The sequence below is a fragment of the Agromyces intestinalis genome (genome assembly GCF_008365295.1).
GTDB classification, from domain to species: domain Bacteria; phylum Actinomycetota; class Actinomycetes; order Actinomycetales; family Microbacteriaceae; genus Agromyces; species Agromyces intestinalis.
In genome coordinates this window covers 782,358-800,386 of sequence record NZ_CP043505.1, presented here as the reverse complement: position 1 = coordinate 800,386, position 18,029 = coordinate 782,358, and the positions used below count along the sequence as shown (strand labels likewise).

The window sequence follows — 18,029 nt, the reverse complement described above, 5'->3', positions numbered from 1 at the left end:
TCGACCGGCGGCAGGGTTCCCGGGTCGGTGATCGACTCCCGGCTTCGGGACGTGAACGGATGCCCCGGCGGCGTGCACGGGAAGGCGCGCCCCGGGGCATCCGTGTCTTCGCCCGCCGCCGCCCCCGCTCGCATCAGCAGCACTGACCTTTTTCAGGCGTAACGGGTCGGAACGGCGTCGAGCACGGCGTGTCTTCCTGAGAAACGCACGGATTCGGACGGGACTTCCTGAGAAACGCCGATTGTGCGTGTGCGTATGCGTGTGCGTGTGCGTGTGCGTGTTCCGGGCGGGGCGGGGTGCGAGGCGCGCGCGGCGTGCGCGGCGGTTCGGCGCCTCCGACGCGGGTCGCGCCGGTACCGTAGCCCCGAGGGGGGCGCATGGAGTTCGGTCGGGCGATCCAGACGGTCGGCGAGATCATCGACATCGCCGGCGTGGCCGCGATCGTGGTCGGCGTGCTCTATGCGTTCGTGGATGCCGCGGTGCGGGCGCTCGGCCGTCGCGGGCCCGTCTACGTGCGATTCCGGCGCGTGCTGGGGCGGGCGATCCTGCTCGGACTCGAACTGCTCGTCGCAGCCGACATCATCAAGACCGTCGCGGTCACGCCCACGCTCGACTCGGTGATCGTGCTGGCGATCATCGTGCTCATCCGCACGTTCCTGAGCTGGTCGCTCGAGCTCGAGATCTCGGGGCGATGGCCGTGGCAGCGGCGCCCGCTCGGCGATCAGGGCGACGAGGGCGAGCCGGTCGCCGTGACACGCGCGGCGGACCTGGCCTAGGGTGCCGGGCGCACGCCGAGCTCGCGGTCGAGGGTTCGCAGCACGACCTCAGCGCGGCCGGCGTCGTGTCGGTCGTGCACGACCGACTGGGCGTTGAGTCCGTCGATGATTCCGACGAGCAGCCAGGCGATCGCGTCGGCGTCGATGTGGGTGCCGAACTCGCCGTCGGCGATGCCGTCGCGTACGAGTCGGGCGACCCGCTCGTGCCAGCCGTCGGCGACCGCGCGCACCGCGGCGGCGAGCGCGGTGTTGCGGCGGCCGAGGCTCCACGCGTCGACCCACACCGCGGTGACGTCATCGCGGGCTGGGTCGAGCGCGGTCGCGACGAGCGCGTGCACGCGCGCGCGCGCGGAAGCCTCGCCGGTGGCGGTGACGAGCGCTGCGACGTCGGCGAGCTCATCAGTGGTGATCGACCTGAACGTCTCGGCGACGAGATCGTCCATGCTCGGCTCGTAGTGGGCCACGAGCGCGGGGGCGACGCCCGCCCGACGCGCGACGGCGCGCAGCGTGACCTCGACGAGGCCGCCTTCGAGGGCGAGCGCGCGAGCGGCGTCGCGGATCTCGGCGGCGCGCTCGGCGGGGGATTTGCGTGCGGCTCGCGGCCTCGTGGCATCCGGCACTGCGACTCCTCGCCTGTTGACAAGCTGGAACGATCCCGCCTAGCCTGACACGTATTGATCAAGCGATCAATAGCGTGACGGGAGGAACCGTGACCGACGAGCCGATCGCCTCATCGGGCTGGCGCATGCCCGCCGAGGCGGCGCCGCATGAACGCATCTGGATGGCATTCCCACGGCCGAACCAGACGCTCGGCGACACGCCGGGTGAGGCCGAGGCGGCGTACGCCGCCTGGACTTCCGTCGCACACGCCGTGCTCGAGTTCGAACCCGTGACGATGGTCGTCGACCCGGTCGAGCGCGACCGCGCCCGGCGCATGCTGAGCGCCGAGATCGAGCTCGTCGAGGCGCCGCTCGACGACTTCTGGATGCGCGATATCGGCCCGACCTTCGTCATCGACGCGGGCGGCGAGCTCGGCGCCGTCGACTGGACCTTCAACGGGTGGGGCGCGCAGCCCACCGCCACCTGGGGTGACGACGCCCGAATCGGCCGCTTCGTCGCCGAGCGCGCCGGTGCCCGGGTCGTCGCGTCGGCGCTCGTGAACGAGGGCGGCGCGATCCACGTCGACGGCGAGTGCACGGTGCTCGTGACCGAGACCGTGCAACTCGACCCGCACCGCAACCCAGGGCTGACCAAGGCCGACGTCGAGGCAGAGCTGGCGCGCACGATCGGCGCGACGCGCGTGATCTGGCTCCCGCGCGGACTCACCCGCGACTACGAGCCGTTCGGCACGCGGGGCCACGTCGACATGGTCGCGGCGATCCCGAGCCCCGGCACGCTGCTGCTGCACGAGCAGCCGAATCCCGAGCACCCCGATCATGCGGTCATGCGCGACGTGCGCCGGTTTCTCGAGGGGCAGACGGATGCCTCGGGCCGCCCCTGGCACATCGTCGAGGTGCCGGCCCCCGAGACCCTACGCGACGCCGAGGGGTTCGTCGACTGGAACTACCTCAACCACCTGCCCGTGAACGGCGGCGTCATCGCCTGCGGCTACGACGAGCCCCGCGCCGATGCGCGGGCGCGCGAGATCCTCAGCGACGCGTACCCCGGCCGAGCGGTCGTCACCGTCGACGCGCGCGAGATCCTCGCCCGCGGCGGCGGCATCCACTGCATCACGCAGCAGCAGCCGGCGGTCGGCGGGTGAGCGGGGCATCCGGGGCATCCGTCTCGCTCGTGGAGGCGACCCTCTCCGACCTGGCGGCCGCGCTCGAAGCCGGCCGCACCACGAGCGTCGAGCTCGTCGCCGGCTACCTGAACCGCATCGCGCGGTACGACCATCACGGGCTCGCGCTGAACGCGGTGCCGGTGCTGAATTCCGAGGCGTTCGCCGAGGCGCGCGCATCCGACGAGCGTCGCGCGCGCGGCGAGGCGCTCGGGCCGCTCGACGGCATCCCGTACACCGCGAAGGACAGCTACCAGGTGCGCGGACTCACGGTCGCAGCCGGGTCGCCCGCGTTCGAGCACCTCGTCGCGGGCGCCGACGCGTTCGCGATCGAACGGCTGCGCGCCGCGGGCGCGATCTGCCTCGGCCTCACGAACATGCCCCCGATGGCGAACGGCGGCATGCAGCGCGGCGTCTACGGGCGCGCCGAGAGCCCCTACAACCGCGACTTTCTCGCCGCCGCCTACCTGTCGGGCTCGTCGAACGGATCGGGCGTCGCGACGGCGGCCTCGCTGTGCGCATTCGGACTCGGCGAGGAGACCTGGTCGAGCGGCCGCTCGCCCGCCTCGAACAATGCGCTCGTGGCCTACACGCCCTCGCGCGGGGTCATCTCGGTGCGCGGCAACTGGCCGCTCACCCCCACGATGGACGTCGTCGTGCCGCACACCCGCACCGTCGACGACCTGCTCGCGCTGCTCGACGTCCTCGTCGTCGACGACCCCGACACCCGGGGCGACTTCTGGCGGTCGCAGCCGTGGGTCGAGCTTCCGCCGGCGTCGGCGATGCGGCCGGGGCCGCCCGAGTCATCTGGCTCGTTCTCGACCGGCGTGCCCGACCCCGACGCCCTCCGAGGCCGCCGCCTCGGCGTGCCGCGCATGTTCCTCGGCCGCGACCGCGACCAGGCCTGGGCGATCGTGCCGCGACTGTCGATGCTCGAGCTGTTCGACCGCGCCCGCGCCGACCTCGAGGCGCAGGGTGCCGAGGTGGTCGAAGTCGACTTCCCGGCGCTGTCGAACTACGAACGCGACCGACCGGGTGCGCGCAACGGCGTCGACCGGGGCATCCTGCCTGCCCGGTTCTTCGACGCCGAGATGTGGGACCTCACGACCTGGGCGTGGAACGACTTCCTCGCCATGAACGGCGACCCCGCCCTCGACCGGCTCGCCGACGTCGACGGGTCGCTCATCTTCCCGACCCCGACCGGCGCGATCGCCGATCACGTGCGTGGCGCGTTCGACGAGTACAACCTCGACCTCGCCGAGTACCCGGTGCGGGCCGCCCGCCCGGGTGTCGAGAGCGGGCTCGTCGAGCGCTTCGAGGACATCCCCGATCTCGCCGACGGGGTGCGCGGGCTCGAGGAGCTGCGCCGGCTCGACCTCGAGTCCTGGCTCGACGAGCAGGGGCTCGACGCGCTGGTCTTCCCGACCGCGGTCGACGTGGGCCGGGCCGACGCCGACGTGAACCCCGCTTCGCACGAGCGCGCGATGGCGAACGGCGTGTGGGTGTCGACCGGAAACACCATGATCCGCCACTACGGCGTGCCGACCGTGACCGTGACGATGGGGCTGCTCGCCGACCTCCGGATGCCCGTGGGCCTCACGTTCGCAGGCCGCGCCTACGACGACATCGCCCTGCTGCGCTCTGCCTGGGCGTATGAGCGGGCGAGCCGACGGCGCGTGCTGCCGCCCTCGATGCCCGAGCTCGCACCGCTCGCGCGAGTCGGGCGGGCGGCCGCCTCGGGCGCGGCGCCGAGACTCGCGTTCTCGGTCGCGGTCGAACCGGATGCCTCGGGTGGTACCGTGCGCATTCGCATCGAGGGCGAGACGGATGCTCCGCTGCTGCAGCTCTTCGTCGACGGCGCCGCCGCGGCGGTCGAACGCGACGGCACCCGCTTCATGGCGACGGCCGCCGTGCCCGCCGCCGAGTTCGAGCGCCGGCACAGCGAGTGGCGAGATCCGTATGGCGCGCTCGTCGTGGTCGTCGCGACCGCGGCCGGCGGCGCCTCGACGGGCGCCTTCCGCGCGGTCGGCGGGGTCTGACGGCCGGCGGCGCTGCGAGACATCCGCCCGGTGCATCGTGCAGGAGAGCACGATGCACCCCTGTCTGAGAGCGTGGATGCAGCCCACTTTCCTGCACCACGGTGGATGCCCCGCTGAGCCCCTGCGGAAAACAGGAGGAGCCGGGTCATGGGTGCGGTGCGGAGGGGATGGCGCGGCTCATCCTGTTTTCGTGGCGTGGCGTGGCGTGGCGTGGCGTGGCGTGGCGTGGCGTGGCGTGGCCCGACGGCCGCCGCGCTGCGAGGCATCCTGCACGAGGGAGGGCGGCGCCTCACGCGAACATCGCGAGCAGCGGCGCCGGGGTGAAGCGCGTCTCGATGCTGCCGGTCGCGCCGGCGCCGGCGGGGCCGACCCAACTGCTCGAGCCGTCGTGCACACGGATCCAACCGTCGCGCATCAGCACGTCGACCCCGAGCACGAACGCGAGCGCGGGCGTGTCGCCCGCTCGCACGTCGAGTGAGCCCTCGAACGTCTGCGACGCGTCGGCGTCGGCGTCCTCGCGGGCCTGCACGCCGACCAGCGGCCGGGCGAGCGGGGTGCGGAACCCCGCCACGTCGAACGGGCTCGCCGTGCGAGCGCTCGCCACCGCGCCGAAGTGCACGCTCGTGGACACCAGGCTCGTCTCGGCCTGGCCGTCGAGCACGAGGCGGCTGCCGACGGCGAAGCGGTAGTGCAGGCGTCCGTCCTCGACGGCCTCGGGCAGGCGCACGACGCTCACCCAGTTGCGGCTCCACGCGAGCGGTGCGCCGACGCGGGTGGGCGGGTCGTAGATGCTCGCGGTGAAGCGGGCGGCGCCGTCGGTGCGGGTGGCGGGTGCGACGAGCGAACTGCGTCGCTCTGCGGCGGGGTGCACCTCGCGCACGGGCGCGAACGCGGGCACCGACACGGCGTCCCAGTGGCGCAGCCAGTCGCGGATGCGACCCTGCACGGCGTCGAAGCGGTCGCCGAGCGCGTCGGCCGGCAGCAGGTCGGCGGCGTCGATCGGGCCGGCGAGCGAGTCGAGCAGGTCGCGCGGCGGAGCGGCGAGTCGGGCGGGGGCGTCGTCGATGAGGGTCATGGCTCGTCTTCCGGTCGGCCGGGCGCGAGACGGCCCGGGGGATGCTGAGGATGACTCGAGCATCGGATGCTCCGTGCTCCGCGGCATCCGGATCGCCCCCGGTCGCGCCTGCGTGCCAGCCCTGAGCGCGTCGGCGAGACGCGCCCGATGCGAGGACGCCCGCTACTCGTCCGCCTCGATGAGGTGGAAGACCGGCTTGGTCGCGCTGGCGGGCAGCGCAACCGCACCCGCGAACCCGGTGTTCCAATCGTCGGGCAGGTTCACGGGGGTGTCCTGTCGGCGCCCCTGCTCGCGCAGCGTCTTCATGAGCAGGCCGCCCGCGAAGCTGCGGAACGTGTTCGCGCTGAGCAGGGTCAGCACGCGGGGATCCTTCTGGTGCCCGACGCTCCTGGCCTGGGTGCGCACGACCTCGAACACCGCGGGCGGGTCGTCGCTCTCCCACTGCTTCCAGGTGCGGCCGCCCCAGTGCACGCAGTGCGCGACGAAGACGATGAGGTCGATGGGCCAGTTCTCGACAACCCGCTTCGGCACGGCCGCCGCCCCGCTGCCGCCCATCATCGCCTGCCACTCGGCGTCCATCCACTGCTTGCGCATCCTGGTGTCGCCGGCCGTGTCGAGGAACGTCCCGATCAGACCGCGATCCTGCGACAGGAGGTCCAGCGCCTCGCGACCGGATCGCACCGTGCGTGTCGCGGGGTCGACGACGAACCACGTGCCGTTCTGGTACACGAGCCCGGCCGCTTTCAACGGCACGAGCGCGTCGGCGCCCGCCTTGGCGAGATTGTCCATCACCGACCGCAGCAGCCCGGTGGCGGCGAACCCGGGCCCGAAACTGAACTTCGCCGTGTCCCACGTGTTGATCGAGGCCTGGGTGCCTTCCCCCACCCCGAGCTCCTTCCAGATCGCCTCATTGACGGCCTTCCGCTTCGCGTCGGGAACATCCAGTGCGTCAGGCTGATCGCCCTTGTGCGATGGACCGACGTAGATGTACCCGCCCGGCACGTGGTCCTTCGGCCGTGCTTTCACCGAACGCAGCAGGTACTCGCCCGCCATGGCGCGGTTGCGGCGGATGGCGTCGTACAGCGCGTCGTAGTAGCGGGGATCGCGCTGCACGAGGTCGGCCGCGTCCTTCAGCACCAGCGGGGGCGCATCCGGGCCGATGATCTTCGGCCAGTTCGGCACGTCGTGCATCGCCTGGAACTCGATCGCCTGATCGGGGAAGAGTCCCTCGACCTTCGGCTGCCGGCCTTCGACCACGTCCAAGGCGGCCATGAGCCGCTGATCCGCGCGGAAGGCAGGAGCTGCGGTGATCGCCGCGAAGGCCCCCGCATCGCGCTTCAGCATGAACAGGGTGTCGACGATCCCGCGTACCCAGAGCATGGCGAGCGACTTCGCGATGCGATCGGTGTCGTGCTCGAGCAGCAGCCGGGTCATCGCGGTGGCCATCGTGACCGCGTCGCCGGTCCACGACACGGGTGGCACCGGCGGCGTCGACTGCAGCGCCGAGGTGGAGTTCTGTTCCCGCTGCAGCACCCGGCTGATCGCCGCGTTGCCGGCCGACGCCCGCCCGTCGATGAGGCGCGAGCCGTCGAGTCGGTCGTTCGGCTGAGACGCGGCCCGCGGCCGCGCTGGGGATGCGGGCGCGGGTCGGACCCCCGGCTCGCGATCCGGTCGTGCGCGTCCCGACTGCCCCAACGTCGCCCCCGACGCCATCATGCGGGCAGCGGGCCGGCGCGGTGTGAATCATGCGGCAGCCGAACGGCCACCCCGTCCTGCCCGTCCGGGCAGCGGCGGCGTCCGGTCGCGGACCCGGCCCAGCCGCGCCGGCCGCGCCGGCCGCGCTGGCCGCAGCCGCAGCCGCAGCCGCGGCCGCATCCGGCCGCACCCTCACGGCCCGGCCGCGCCGGCCGCATCCGCAGCCGCAGCCGCAGCTCAGACCAGCAGCTGGTGCTCGGCGAGCTCGCGGTACAGCGGCACGGTCTCGACGAGCTCGCCGTGCGTGCCCTCGCCGATCACGCGACCCTGGTCGAGCACCACGATGCGGTCGGAGTCGATGACGGTCGAGAGCCGGTGGGCGATGACGAGCAGCGTGCGCCCGGCGGCCACCGCGTCGATCGCCTCGCGCATCATGCGCTCGTTCACGCCGTCGAGCGACGACGTCGACTCGTCGAGCAGCAGGATCGGCGGGGCCGCGAGCAGCGCGCGAGCGATCGCGAGTCGCTGCCGTTCGCCACCCGAGAGCATGATGCCGTCTTCGCCGACCTGGGCGTCGAGCCCGGCCGGGTCGCGCTCGAGCACGGCGCCCAGGTTCACCGCCCGCAGCACGTGCTCGCACTGGGCGTCGTCGGCGTTCGGGCTGCCGAGCAGCAGATTGTCGCGGATCGTGCCGGCCAGCACCGGGGCATCCTGTTCGACGTAGCCGATCTGCGCGCGCAGCTCGGCGCGGTCGAGTGAGCGCAGATCGAGCCCGCCGAGCCGCACGCTGCCGACCGAGGGGTCGTAGAACCGCTCGATGAGCGACAGGATCGTCGACTTGCCGGCGCCCGACGGGCCGACGAGCGCGACCCGCTGCCCGCGGGGCACCCGGAACGACACGTCGCGCAGCACGTGCTGCCGGTCGGTCACGTCGGGCTCGGGTGCGAACGCGTCGGCGGACGCGTTGCCGGGGTCGGCGGGGTCGTTCGGGCGGGTGCGCGCGTAGGCGAACGACACGTCGTCGAACTCGATGGCGGGCGCATGGGGCAGCACCGTCTCGTTCGCCGGCCCGACCATGATGGCGAGCGGGGCGAGCGCCCGGTCGCCGGCGTCCTCGTCGGGCAGATCGAGGATCTCCTGGATGCGGCCCAGCGCGCCGAGCGCCTGGTTGATCGCCATGAACGCACCGAGCACCTGCCCGAGCGGCATGATCATCATGAACAGGAACAAGATGAACGCGACCAGGTTCGCGACCGTGATCGCGCCGCTCGCGACGCGGTAGCCGCCGACGCCGAGCACCACGAGGAACGACACCTGCATCGCGATGCCGGCCACGGGCACCACGAGTGCCGAGATCTTGGCGACCTTGACGCCCATCCTCCAGGCGCCCTCGGCCTCTTCGGTGGTCGCGGCGATCTCGCGCTCGGTGGCTCCGGAGGCGCGGATGGTGCGCACCGAGCTGATCGACCGCTCGACGGCGGCGGCGAGGGCGCCCACGCGCTCCTGCGCCTGACGCGACGCGTCGCGGATCCGCAGCGAGAGCAGGCCGGCGGTGCCGAGCGCGACGGCGACGACGAGCACGGTCAGCCCGAGCAGCACGGGGTCGATGATCGCCATCGCGATGATCGCGCCGACGAAGGTGACGATGCCGCCGATCGCCTCGACGCCGCCCTGCGTGAGCACGGCCCGCAGCAGGGTGGTATCGCTGCCGACCCGCGAGACGAGGTCGCCGGTGCGCCGGGTGTCGAACTCGGCGATCGGCAGGTGCAGGATGCGCGCGATGAGCTGGCGCCGGCTCGTGAGCACGACGCCCTCGCCGGTGCGCTGCAGCAGGTAGTGCTGGTAGCCGCTGAGGAGTCCCTGCGCGACGACCAGCCCGACGAGCAGCCAGACCAGCCCGCCGAGCGGTTCGCTCGCCTCGACGACCGAGATCACCCGGCTCACCACGAGCGGTTGCGCGAGGCTCGCAGCGGCCAGCAGCAGGCTGAGCACGATCACGACCGCGATGACGCCGCGGTGCTCGAGCAGGTAGGGGATGAGCTGGCGCACCGTGGCGCGCGGGCCGCCGCGGTCGGCGCGACGTGCGAAGGGGGATCGACGAGTAGCGGGGGTCTCGCTCTGGGTCATGTCACCTGTTCCTGATCAACCCGGACGGGTCGCGGCCGGCCCCCGAACGGGCGGGCCGCCTTGCAGCATAGACGGATCGGCTGGCGATCAGCCGCGACCGTACTTCTTGTGCACGGCCTGCTTCGACACCTCGAGGGCGAGGGCGATGAGCTGCCAGCTCGCCCCGGCGGCGCGCGCCCGGCGCACCGCGAGCGCTTCGGCGCGGTCGAGTTCGCGGGTGAGCGCGATGCGAGCAAGCCGGATGTCGCGGAGCGCGCGATACGGGTCGCCGCCGTCGGCAGCGGCGATCGCGGTGCGAAGCGTGCGGTCGTCCATGTCGTCAACGTTAGTTGACACGTCCGACCCCCGTCAACCCGTATTGACGCTTCGCTCCCTTTTCAGGAACCACCCCCGCATTCGTCACGCTTCTCAGGAAGACACGCCGTGCGCGACGCGATTCCGCCCCATGACGCCTGAAAACGGAACGACGAATCGTCGCCGACGGGCAGGTCGCCGCGCACGCGGGTGGGACGGCGGGCCGGGTCAGGCGGGGCCGGCGCCGGCCCCGCCGATCACCCGGGCCGCGAGCGCGTGACCGGCGAGCACCGCGTCGCGCACCGCCGCGCCCGAGAGCGTCGCGGCGAGGTACCCCGCGGCGAACGCGTCGCCCGCGCCGGTCAGGTCGCGCACCACGTCGACCGGTTCGACCTCGACGTGCAGGGTCGGCTCGCCGCGCTCGAACACGGCGGTCGGGGCAGGGCCGTGCTTGACCACCACCGTCGTGGCGGCCTCGGCGGCGAAGGGTCCGCCGGCCGCGACGCCGAGCGCCTCGGCCTCGGTCTCGTTCGCGAACAGCACGTCGGGGCCGAGCTCGCGCAGCAGCGCGAGCACCGCCTCGGTGCCGAGGTTCGCAAGCAGCCCGGTCGATGACGCGTCGATCGACAGGCGGATGCCTCGCTCGCGCGCCGACTCGAGCATCAGCAGCACGCTCGAGCGCGCGGGATCGCGCTCGAATCCGTACAGGGGCACGTGCAGCCAGGCCGCGTCGTCGAGCCACGATGGATCGATAGGCCCGAGCTCGGCCGACGCACCTCGGTCGGGGAACATCGTGCGCTCGCCCTCGGGGTCGACGAGCAGCACCACGGCGCCGGTCGTGCCGCGCCGCTGCACTCGCACGTCGACCCCGTCGCGCTTCAGCGCGGCGACCAGGGCGTCGCCCGCGGCGTCGGGCCCGACGCATCCGATGAACCGAACCCGCGCGCTCGCCGCGCCCGAGGCCAGCGCCGCGACGTTCGCGGCGCTGCCCCCACGCGTGCGGAACACCCGCGCCGCCGTGTCGGTGCCGTGGCGCACAGGCTCGCTCGTCCACACCACGATGTCCTCGACGAGGTCGCCGACGACGGCGAGCACCGGCTCAGCCGGCGATCGCACGGGCGATCTCCGCGCCGAGCGCGACATTGCCGCGATACACCTCGAGGTTGACCGCGAGGCTGCGCCCGCCCGTCGCGCGCTGCACCCAGTCGAGCAGGAACGGCGTCGAGTCGTGCCCGGTCACACCCTGTTCGGATGCAGCGACCAACGCCTCGGCGAGGATCCGGTCGTGCTCCTCGGGGTCGAGTTGCGCGTGGAGCGACACCGGATTCGCCACCAGCACTGCGGCGCGCAACCCGAGTTCGTCGCGGGCGCGCGCGAGCGCGGCGACCTCGTCGGGGGAGTCGACCTGGTAGTCGAGTTCGAACCCCGAATCAGTGACGTAGAACGCGGGATACCGGTTCGTGCGGTAGCCGACGACGGGGATGTTCAGCGTCTCGAGCCGCTCGAGGGTCGCCGCGATGTCGAGGATCGACTTCACTCCGGCGCTCACCAGCGTGATCGGCGTGTCGGCGAGCACCGGCAGGTCGGCGGATTCGTCGAAGGTCTCGGATGCTCCGCGGTGCACGCCGCCCAGCCCGCCGGTCGACATCGTGCGGATGCCGGCCCGGTGCGCGAGCCACGCCGTCGCCGCGACGGTCGTGCCCGCGTCGAGCCCCTTCGCCCGCGCGATCGGCAGGTCGCGCACGCTCGCCTTCACGACCCCGTCGACCGTGCAGAGCCGTTCGAGCTCTCCGGCGGAGCATCCGACCACCGCTTCACCGCCGATCACCCCGATCGTCGCCGGAACCACGCCCGCATCGCGCACCTGCCGCTCGGCCGCGAGGCCGACCTCGAGATTGCGCGGTCGCGGCAACCCGTGGCTGAGGATCGTCGACTCGAGCGCGAGCACCGGCTGCCCTTGGGCGACGGCCGCGCGCACCTCATCGGAGACGCGGATGGATGGGGGAGGCGTCACGACGTCGGGCATGCGGCCATGCTAGGACCCGGTGCCGACACCGCGCAGCGGTGTGCCGGCCTCAGATCTCCTCGGGATTGCCGGGCATCGCGCCGACGTCGTCGAGCAGGATGCGCTGCGGCGGCTCGTACTCCCATTCCTCGAACGGGTGGTCGGCGACGACGGCGAAGACGGATTCGACGTGCTCCTCCCAGTGCCGGCGCGACTCCCAGATCGCGATGCCCACGACCCGCTCCCCGCCGTCGACCTCGCGCCAGGGGCCGATCTGCAGCAGGCCCTGCGTGCCGATGCCGCCGAGCCGCACGAGGTTCATCGAGGCGATGAGGTCGTCGACGTGCTCGGGCTTCGGCCGATGGATCGACATGTGGATGAACATGACGCCACGCTATCGAGGATGTTTCACGATGTGACGAGGGCTCGCGACATCCGATCGATGCCCGCGTATCGTCGCCTGCACCGCCATCCGCAAGGAGTCATCATGTCGCACCGCCAGTCGCACCCCGCCACCCAGCCGCTCGCCGGCCGGGCGATGGGCATGCGCGGCTGCGAGGCGCACGCCGAGTGCGCGAGCGACCGACCCGGCCACCGGCTGCACCGCATGCAGGCGCGCCTCGCCGAGGTCGCCGGGTCGAAGTGGGTCGACGCGATCGTCATCTCGGCCGACGCCGACGGGTTCGTCGAACTCGCCGAGCTCGACGGCACGTCTCGCCGCGTCTGGCACCACGCTCCGCTCGGCGAGGTGCTCGTCGCGGGTGCGCCGGTCGCCCTGCACACCGTCTACAGCGTGCTCGACAGCGGCGCCGGCCGACTCAGCATCGCCGAAGCGTAGACCCAGGCGCCGGCGGTGTCGGCGTCGCGGTCACATCGCGGGCGCCATCTCCCGCATCGAGCCCAGCATCTTCTCGAGCGCCATCGCGGCCTGGTCGCACGCCATCGCGCACATCCGGCAGTGCTCGCTCATCTCGGCGTGCATCATGCACTCGGCCGAGCAGGCGCGGCACATGGCCATCGTGCTCTCCATCATCGACATCATGAGCGCCATGTCCCAGCCGTTCATGCGCAGCATCATCCGCATCATGGTGCCGCACATGTCGGCGCAGTTCGAGCACATTGCCGCGCACCGGCCCATGCCCTCGCCGGCGTCCGCGTCGGCGCACATCACGCACGCCTGCATGCACGCCGAGAGGGCCTCGAGACACTCCTCGAGCATCGACATGTCCATGCCCTTCGGCATGTCCGACGCCGACATCGCGCCCTTCATCATGTCCATCGTCATGTTCATCACGGGGGACCGCCGTTCCCGGGCGGCCGGGCACCGACGATGCCGGTGGAAGACCCGGTTGCCCTGCTGCGGGCAATGTTACGTCGTGTGACATCCGCCCAGAAGGCCCGCCCTGTTACACCCAGGTGAACGTTCGCGGCTGCGCTCCCGGGTGCCCGGCGGTGGCGTGGCCGGCTGACTCCGTGTGGAAAACAGGATGAGCTGGGTCATAGGTGCGGTGGCGAGGGGATGTGGCGGCTCATCCTGTTTTCGTGTGGTGGGTGTTCTGCGGGGGCGCGGATGCGAAGGCCCGGATCGCAGGGCCGGATGTCACGCCGATGCCCCGCACACACGACGGATGCCCCGGGCCGAGGCCCGGGGCATCCGATCTGCGATGCGAAGCAGCTGACTACAACACGGCCGACGAGCTGAAGCCCGCCTCCTCGTAGTCGACGTCCTTCGTCTCCTTGCCGATGATGAGCGCGATGAGCGTCAGCACGCCCATGACCGACAGGTACACGCCGACGAGCCACGGCTCGCCCACCCACGCCCAGAGGGCGAGCGCGATGAGCGGCGCGACCGCCGCGCCGAGGATCGACGACACGTTGTACGAGACGGCCGACCCGGTGTACCGGACGTTGGTCGGGAACAGCTCGGGCAGCAGCGCGCCCATCGGCCCGAACGTCGCGCCCATGAGCGTGAAGCCGAAGATGAGGAACGCTTGCGCGAGCGCACCCGCGAACCGCGGCGATCCGCCCGACATGAGGAACACGTTGAACGTGAGACCGAAGACGATGATCGCGAGCGTCACCCAGATGAGCAGGCGACGCCGGCCGATCGCGTCGGCGATCGGACCCGACAGCATGGTGAAGACACCGAAGAACACCACGCCGATGATCTGCATCGTGACGAACTCGGGGTACGCGAAGCCACCGCCCGGGAAGAACGCCGCCGCGTCGAACGGAGTTCCGGCGGCATCGGCCGCCGCCTGCGCCGTCTCGACGTCGGCGGGCTTGATGCCCCACGCGAGGGTGTAGCTCGTCATCAGGTAGAAGAGCACGTAGGTCGCGAGCATGAAGAAGGTGCCGAGGATCAGCTCCTTCCAGTGGTGCCGGAACACCGTGCCGATCGGCACCTTGCGGATCGCGCCCTTCGTCGACGCCTTCTCGAACGCGCTCGACTCGACGAGCTTCAGCCGCACCCAGAGGCCGATGATCACCATGACCGCCGAGAACAGGAACGGCACACGCCAGCCCCACTCGAGGAACCACTCGCGAGACGGCGAGCTGAAGTTGATGACGAGGAACAGGCCGTTCGCGATGATGAAGCCGATCGGCGCGCCGAGCTGCGGGAACGTGCCGTACCAGGCGCGCTTGCCCGCGGGGGCGTTCTCGGTCGCGACCAGCGCCGCGCCCGACCACTCGCCGCCGAGCGCGAAGCCCTGGGCGAGTCGCAGGATCAGCAGCGCCAGCGCCGCGAACCATCCGATCTGCGCGTAGGTCGGCAGCAGGCCGATGATGAAGGTCGCGATGCCCATCGTGAGCAGCGACGCGACGAGCGTCGCCTTGCGGCCGTGCTTGTCGCCGAAGTGGCCGAACACGACGGCGCCGAGCGGGCGGGCGATCATCGCCGCACCGAAGACGCCGAACGACGCGAGCTGCGCGGTGAGCGGGTCGCCGGTGGGGAAGAACAGCACCGGGAAGACCAGCACGGCGGCGGTCGCGTACGCGTAGAAGTCGTAGAACTCGACCGTGGTGCCGATGAGGCTCGCGAGGATGACTCGTCCGCGCGAGTTCTTCACGGGCGCGGAGGCGGGGGAGGGTGAGGCTGCGGCAGGCGCAGTCTGCGTTGCTGACATGGTGACGGATGCTCCGGGAAAGAGTCGGAGCCGGCACGGGAGGCGTCGGTCTGGCGTCGAACCGCGTACGGCGATGGAACGGGTCGCTTGTGGCAACCGCACTAGCGTACGCGAAGGCCCGGCGTCCACGGCCCGGATCGGGGGCGGCCGGGCGGGGTCGTGCGACGAACGGTCGCTTCTCTGCGACGAGCGGCGGATGCCTCGCGGCCGGCGCCGGCCACGAGGCATCCGTCAGCTGTGGTCTGCGCCTAGCGCCAGATGACCGCGATGCCCGCGTTCACGAGGGTGAGCACGCCGATCGACCAGAAGATCGCGGGCGGAACCGAGCCGGTGCGGCGCTGGCGCGCCGACCCGATGCCGAGCAGCGCGCCGATGACGAGCAGCACGACGAGCTTCACGCCGATCTTCACGTAGTTCAGGTCGTACTCGATGCCCCACGGGGCGGCGAGCGCGAGGCCCGCGACGCCCGCGATCAGCAGGCCGTAGTCCATGAGACGGGTGAGCCTGAACCTGCGGCTCACGGCCTCGGCGGCCCAGGCGCCGAACAGCACGGCGAACCCGATGAGGTGGATGAACACGACGATGTGGCGCAGGGTCTCCATGCAGCCCACTGTAAGTTCTACGCGACGTCGAAAGCCAATCGGCGCGCGGCGCAACTCGACCGGCGAAGACTCAGCCGCGCAGCGCCCCCAGCGCGCGGGCCGCCGCGATCGCCGCCTCGGCGGCCTCGCGGCCCTTGTCCTCTTTCGAGCCGGGCAGGCCCGCACGGTCGAGCCCCTGCTGCTCGTCGTCGAGGGTGAGCACGCCGAACCCGACCGGCTTGCCGGTGTCGAGGGCGACCCGCGTGAGCCCGTCGGTCGCCGCCGACGACACGTACTCGAAGTGCGGCGTGCCGCCGCGGATGATCACGCCCAGCGCGACCACCGCGTCGGCGCCCGCCTCGAGCGCAGCCTTCGCGACTACGGGCAGCTCGAAGCTGCCGGGCACGCGCACGAGCGAGAACGACGCGCCGGATGCCTCGAGGGTGCGGGTGGCCCCCGCGATGAGCCCATCGGTGATCTCGTCGTGCCAGCTTCCGGCGACGATCACGACATCGAGGCCGGTGCCGTCGATGTCGAGGGTGGGGGAACCGTGTCCGCTCATGAGGCGTGTCCTTCCAGCAGGGATTCGGCCGCGGCATCCGCCAGCTGACCGTCGTCGATCGAATGGCCCATCCGACGCCGCTTGGTGTCGAGGTAGCCCTGGTTTCCGGCGCCGACGCCGACCACGAGCGGCAGCCGCTCGGTCACCCGGATGCCGTGCTGCTCGAGCTGGCGCACCTTCTCGGGGTTGTTCGTGAGCAGGCGCACTCGCTCGATGCCGAGCTCGTCGAGGATGGCGCTCGCGGCCGTGTAGTCGCGCGCATCGATCGGCAACCCGAGCGCGAGGTTCGCGTCGAGGGTGTCGAGGCCGTCCTCCTGCAGGCGGTAGGCGCGGAGCTTGTTGATGAGGCCGATGCCCCGCCCCTCGTGGCCGCGCAGGTAGACGACGACCCCGCCGTCGGCGCGGATCGCCTCGAGCGCGGCGTCGAGCTGCGGACCGCACTCGCACTTCAGCGAACCGAAGGCCTCGCCGGTCAGGCACTCGGAGTGCACGCGCACCACGGCGCCGGCGGGGTCGGCGGCGGGGTCGCCCGCGATGATGGCCACGTGGTCGGCGCCGGTCGCCCGGTCGCGGTAGGCGCGCACCCGGAACTCGCCGTGCACGGTCGGCAGGGTCGTCTCGACCTCGAACCGCACGCGCGAGGTCTCGGGCACGACCGAGGGCTCGCGCGCCTCGAGGTCGCGCCCGGCGTGCCAGGTCTGCAGCCACTCGATGAGCGCGGCGATCGTGGTCACCGGCAGCGCCTCGCGCTCGCCGAGCTCGAGCAGCTGCGGCAGTCGCATCATCTCGCCGTCGTCGGCCACGAGCTCGCCGATCACGCCGACCGGTGACAGGCCCGCCAGGCGCATCAGGTCGACCGCGGCCTCGGTGTGGCCGGCGCGCTCGCGCACGCCGCCGTCGACGGCGCGCAGCGGCAGTACATGGCCCGGGCGGATCAGCGCGTCGGGCGTCGACTCGGGGTCGGCCAGCACGCGCAGCGTGTGGGCGCGCTCGCCCGCCGAGATGCCCGTGGAGTTGCGGTTCGCCGCGTCGACCGAGATCGTGTACGCGGTGCCGCGGGCGTCTTCATTCCGCTCGACCATGGGCGGAAGCTCGAGCCGGTCGGCGAACGTGGTCGGCATCGGCGCGCACAGGAACCCGCTGGTGTGCCGCACCATCCACGCGATCCACTCCTGGGTCGCGAACTCGGCGGCCATGATCGCGTCGCCTTCGTTCTCGCGGGCTTCGTCGTCGGCGACGATCACCGGCTTTCCGGCGCGCAGCGCGTCGAGCACCTCGGGAATGGTGGCGAGGCTCATGCGAGGCTCCCTTCGAATGAGGACGGTTCGGGCGCGGGGGCGCCCGGCTCGGCCAGGGACGACGGCAGCGATCGGTGCGCGTCGAAACGCAGCATCCGCTCGACCTGCCTGGCCAGGATGTCGGTCTCGATGTTCACCCGATCGCCGACCACTCGCTCGCCCAGCGTGGTCGCCGTGAGCGTCTCGGGAATGAGCGACACCTCGAACCAGTCGTCGCCGACGGCGCTCACGGTGAGCGAGACGCCGTCGACCGCGATCGAGCCCTTGTCGACCACGAGCGGGGCGTGCGCGGGATCGAGCGAGAACCGGATGACCCGCCACGCCTCGGCCGGGCGGATCTCGAGCACCTCGGCGGTGCCGTCGATGTGTCCCTGCACGATGTGCCCGCCGATGCGGTCGCCGACCTTCGCCGCGCGCTCGAGGTTCACGGCGACGCCGGCGCGCGCGCCGTCGAGGGTCGACATCGCGAGGGTCTGCGCCATGACGTCGGCGGTGAAGGATGCCTCGTCGAAATCGACGACGGTGAGGCACACGCCCGACACGGCGATCGAGTCGCCGTGCTTCACGCCCTCGACCGCGAGCGGGCCGCGCACGGTGAGCCGCGCGGCGTCGGCGGTGCGCTCGACGCGCGTGATCGAGCCTCGCTCTTCGATGATGCCGGTGAACATG

17 protein-coding genes and 1 pseudogene are annotated in these 18,029 nt (G+C 71.9%); 4 read left to right on the top strand and 14 right to left on the bottom strand.

The window, feature by feature from the left end; genetic code table 11:
• Positions 1–377: 377 nt before the first annotated feature.
• The gene (locus FLP10_RS03715; protein ID WP_149159650.1) at positions 378–776 is read left to right on the top strand and encodes a DUF1622 domain-containing protein; all 399 of its coding nucleotides are present in this window, start codon (positions 378–380) and stop codon (positions 774–776) included.
• Here the strand turns inward: FLP10_RS03715 and FLP10_RS03710 are convergent.
• On the bottom strand, positions 773–1,396 hold the full coding sequence (locus tag FLP10_RS03710; RefSeq protein ID WP_149159649.1) for a TetR family transcriptional regulator C-terminal domain-containing protein: 624 nt from the start codon (positions 1,394–1,396) through the stop codon (positions 773–775). The genes FLP10_RS03715 and FLP10_RS03710 overlap by 4 nt on opposite strands.
• Before the next feature lie 125 nt (positions 1,397–1,521).
• Here FLP10_RS03710 and FLP10_RS03705 point away from each other — a divergent pair, with 125 nt between their 5' ends.
• On the top strand, positions 1,522–2,538 hold the full coding sequence (locus FLP10_RS03705) for an agmatine deiminase family protein (protein WP_149162064.1): 1,017 nt from the start codon (positions 1,522–1,524) through the stop codon (positions 2,536–2,538).
• Positions 2,535–4,262 (top strand): annotated as a pseudogene (locus FLP10_RS03700) (amidase); the annotation flags it as partial. The gene FLP10_RS03705 and the pseudogene FLP10_RS03700, both read left to right, overlap by 4 nt.
• 622 nt (positions 4,263–4,884) lie before the next feature.
• Here the strand turns inward: FLP10_RS03700 and FLP10_RS03695 are convergent.
• The 7 genes from FLP10_RS03695 to FLP10_RS03665 form a co-directional block, all read right to left on the bottom strand.
• Positions 4,885–5,670 (bottom strand): hypothetical protein, encoded by a 786-nt coding sequence (locus FLP10_RS03695; RefSeq protein WP_149159647.1) that lies wholly within the window; start codon positions 5,668–5,670, stop codon positions 4,885–4,887.
• 162 nt (positions 5,671–5,832) lie between these two features.
• Complete coding sequence (locus FLP10_RS03690) at positions 5,833–7,203, bottom strand: hypothetical protein (protein ID WP_149159646.1); 1,371 nt, start codon at positions 7,201–7,203, stop codon at positions 5,833–5,835.
• Positions 7,204–7,602: 399 nt separating this feature from the next.
• Complete coding sequence (locus tag FLP10_RS03685) at positions 7,603–9,492, bottom strand: ABC transporter ATP-binding protein (RefSeq protein ID WP_149159645.1); 1,890 nt, start codon at positions 9,490–9,492, stop codon at positions 7,603–7,605.
• An 87-nt stretch (positions 9,493–9,579) separates the two neighbouring features.
• Positions 9,580–9,807, bottom strand: coding sequence for a hypothetical protein (locus FLP10_RS03680; RefSeq protein ID WP_149159644.1), 228 nt, complete (start codon positions 9,805–9,807; stop codon positions 9,580–9,582).
• A 207-nt stretch (positions 9,808–10,014) separates the two neighbouring features.
• A complete protein-coding gene (locus tag FLP10_RS03675) occupies positions 10,015–10,902 on the bottom strand; it encodes a carbohydrate kinase family protein (protein WP_246150169.1) in 888 nt (295 codons plus the stop codon).
• Positions 10,886–11,812 carry a pseudouridine-5'-phosphate glycosidase gene (locus tag FLP10_RS03670; protein ID WP_149159643.1) on the bottom strand — a complete coding sequence of 309 codons (927 nt, stop codon included), beginning with the start codon at positions 11,810–11,812 and terminating at the stop codon, positions 10,886–10,888. Before FLP10_RS03670 ends, FLP10_RS03675 begins: the two co-directional genes overlap by 17 nt.
• 49 nt (positions 11,813–11,861) lie before the next feature.
• Positions 11,862–12,176: an antibiotic biosynthesis monooxygenase gene (locus FLP10_RS03665; protein ID WP_149159642.1), complete on the bottom strand. Its 315-nt coding sequence runs from the start codon at positions 12,174–12,176 to the stop codon at positions 11,862–11,864.
• A gap of 102 nt (positions 12,177–12,278) precedes the next feature.
• Between FLP10_RS03665 and FLP10_RS03660 the strand changes: the two genes are divergently transcribed.
• A complete protein-coding gene (locus FLP10_RS03660; protein WP_149159641.1) occupies positions 12,279–12,629 on the top strand; it encodes a hypothetical protein in 351 nt (116 codons plus the stop codon).
• Between the two features lie 30 nt (positions 12,630–12,659).
• Here FLP10_RS03660 and FLP10_RS03655 read toward each other — a convergent pair whose 3' ends face one another.
• From FLP10_RS03655 to FLP10_RS03630, 6 genes are all read right to left on the bottom strand, one after another.
• Complete coding sequence (locus FLP10_RS03655; RefSeq protein WP_246150167.1) at positions 12,660–13,064, bottom strand: four-helix bundle copper-binding protein; 405 nt, start codon at positions 13,062–13,064, stop codon at positions 12,660–12,662.
• 406 nt (positions 13,065–13,470) lie between these two features.
• Complete coding sequence (locus FLP10_RS03650; RefSeq protein ID WP_149159639.1) at positions 13,471–14,919, bottom strand: MFS transporter; 1,449 nt, start codon at positions 14,917–14,919, stop codon at positions 13,471–13,473.
• Positions 14,920–15,167: 248 nt separating this feature from the next.
• The gene (locus tag FLP10_RS03645; RefSeq protein ID WP_149159638.1) at positions 15,168–15,521 is read right to left on the bottom strand and encodes a Fe-S protein; all 354 of its coding nucleotides are present in this window, start codon (positions 15,519–15,521) and stop codon (positions 15,168–15,170) included.
• Positions 15,522–15,591: 70 nt separating this feature from the next.
• Complete coding sequence (gene ribH, locus FLP10_RS03640) at positions 15,592–16,062, bottom strand: 6,7-dimethyl-8-ribityllumazine synthase (protein ID WP_149159637.1); 471 nt, start codon at positions 16,060–16,062, stop codon at positions 15,592–15,594.
• Positions 16,059–17,360, bottom strand: a complete 1,302-nt coding sequence (gene ribA, locus FLP10_RS03635; RefSeq protein WP_149159636.1) for a GTP cyclohydrolase II — start codon at positions 17,358–17,360, stop codon at positions 16,059–16,061. Before ribA ends, ribH begins: the two co-directional genes overlap by 4 nt.
• Positions 17,357–18,028: a riboflavin synthase gene (locus FLP10_RS03630; protein ID WP_149159635.1), complete on the bottom strand. Its 672-nt coding sequence runs from the start codon at positions 18,026–18,028 to the stop codon at positions 17,357–17,359. Before FLP10_RS03630 ends, ribA begins: the two co-directional genes overlap by 4 nt.
• Between the last annotated feature and the right edge of the window lies 1 nt (position 18,029).

Excerpts from the sequence above, each read along its gene's own strand:
- FLP10_RS03715 (WP_149159650.1), top strand. The coding sequence starts at position 378 with ATGGAGTTCGGTCGGGCGATCCAGACGGTCGGCGAGATCATCGACATC.
- FLP10_RS03705 (WP_149162064.1), top strand. The coding sequence starts at position 1,522 with ATGCCCGCCGAGGCGGCGCCGCATGAACGCATCTGGATGGCATTCCCA.
- FLP10_RS03695 (WP_149159647.1), bottom strand. The coding sequence starts at position 5,670 with ATGACCCTCATCGACGACGCCCCCGCCCGACTCGCCGCTCCGCCGCGC.
- FLP10_RS03685 (WP_149159645.1), bottom strand. The coding sequence starts at position 9,492 with ATGACCCAGAGCGAGACCCCCGCTACTCGTCGATCCCCCTTCGCACGT.
- FLP10_RS03680 (WP_149159644.1), bottom strand. The coding sequence starts at position 9,807 with ATGGACGACCGCACGCTTCGCACCGCGATCGCCGCTGCCGACGGCGGC.
- FLP10_RS03670 (WP_149159643.1), bottom strand. The coding sequence starts at position 11,812 with ATGCCCGACGTCGTGACGCCTCCCCCATCCATCCGCGTCTCCGATGAG.
- FLP10_RS03665 (WP_149159642.1), bottom strand. The coding sequence starts at position 12,176 with ATGTTCATCCACATGTCGATCCATCGGCCGAAGCCCGAGCACGTCGAC.
- FLP10_RS03660 (WP_149159641.1), top strand. The coding sequence starts at position 12,279 with ATGTCGCACCGCCAGTCGCACCCCGCCACCCAGCCGCTCGCCGGCCGG.
- FLP10_RS03655 (WP_246150167.1), bottom strand. The coding sequence starts at position 13,064 with ATGATGAAGGGCGCGATGTCGGCGTCGGACATGCCGAAGGGCATGGAC.
- FLP10_RS03650 (WP_149159639.1), bottom strand. The coding sequence starts at position 14,919 with ATGTCAGCAACGCAGACTGCGCCTGCCGCAGCCTCACCCTCCCCCGCC.
- FLP10_RS03645 (WP_149159638.1), bottom strand. The coding sequence starts at position 15,521 with ATGGAGACCCTGCGCCACATCGTCGTGTTCATCCACCTCATCGGGTTC.
- ribH (WP_149159637.1), bottom strand. The coding sequence starts at position 16,062 with ATGAGCGGACACGGTTCCCCCACCCTCGACATCGACGGCACCGGCCTC.
- ribA (WP_149159636.1), bottom strand. The coding sequence starts at position 17,360 with ATGAGCCTCGCCACCATTCCCGAGGTGCTCGACGCGCTGCGCGCCGGA.
- FLP10_RS03630 (WP_149159635.1), bottom strand. The coding sequence starts at position 18,028 with ATGTTCACCGGCATCATCGAAGAGCGAGGCTCGATCACGCGCGTCGAG.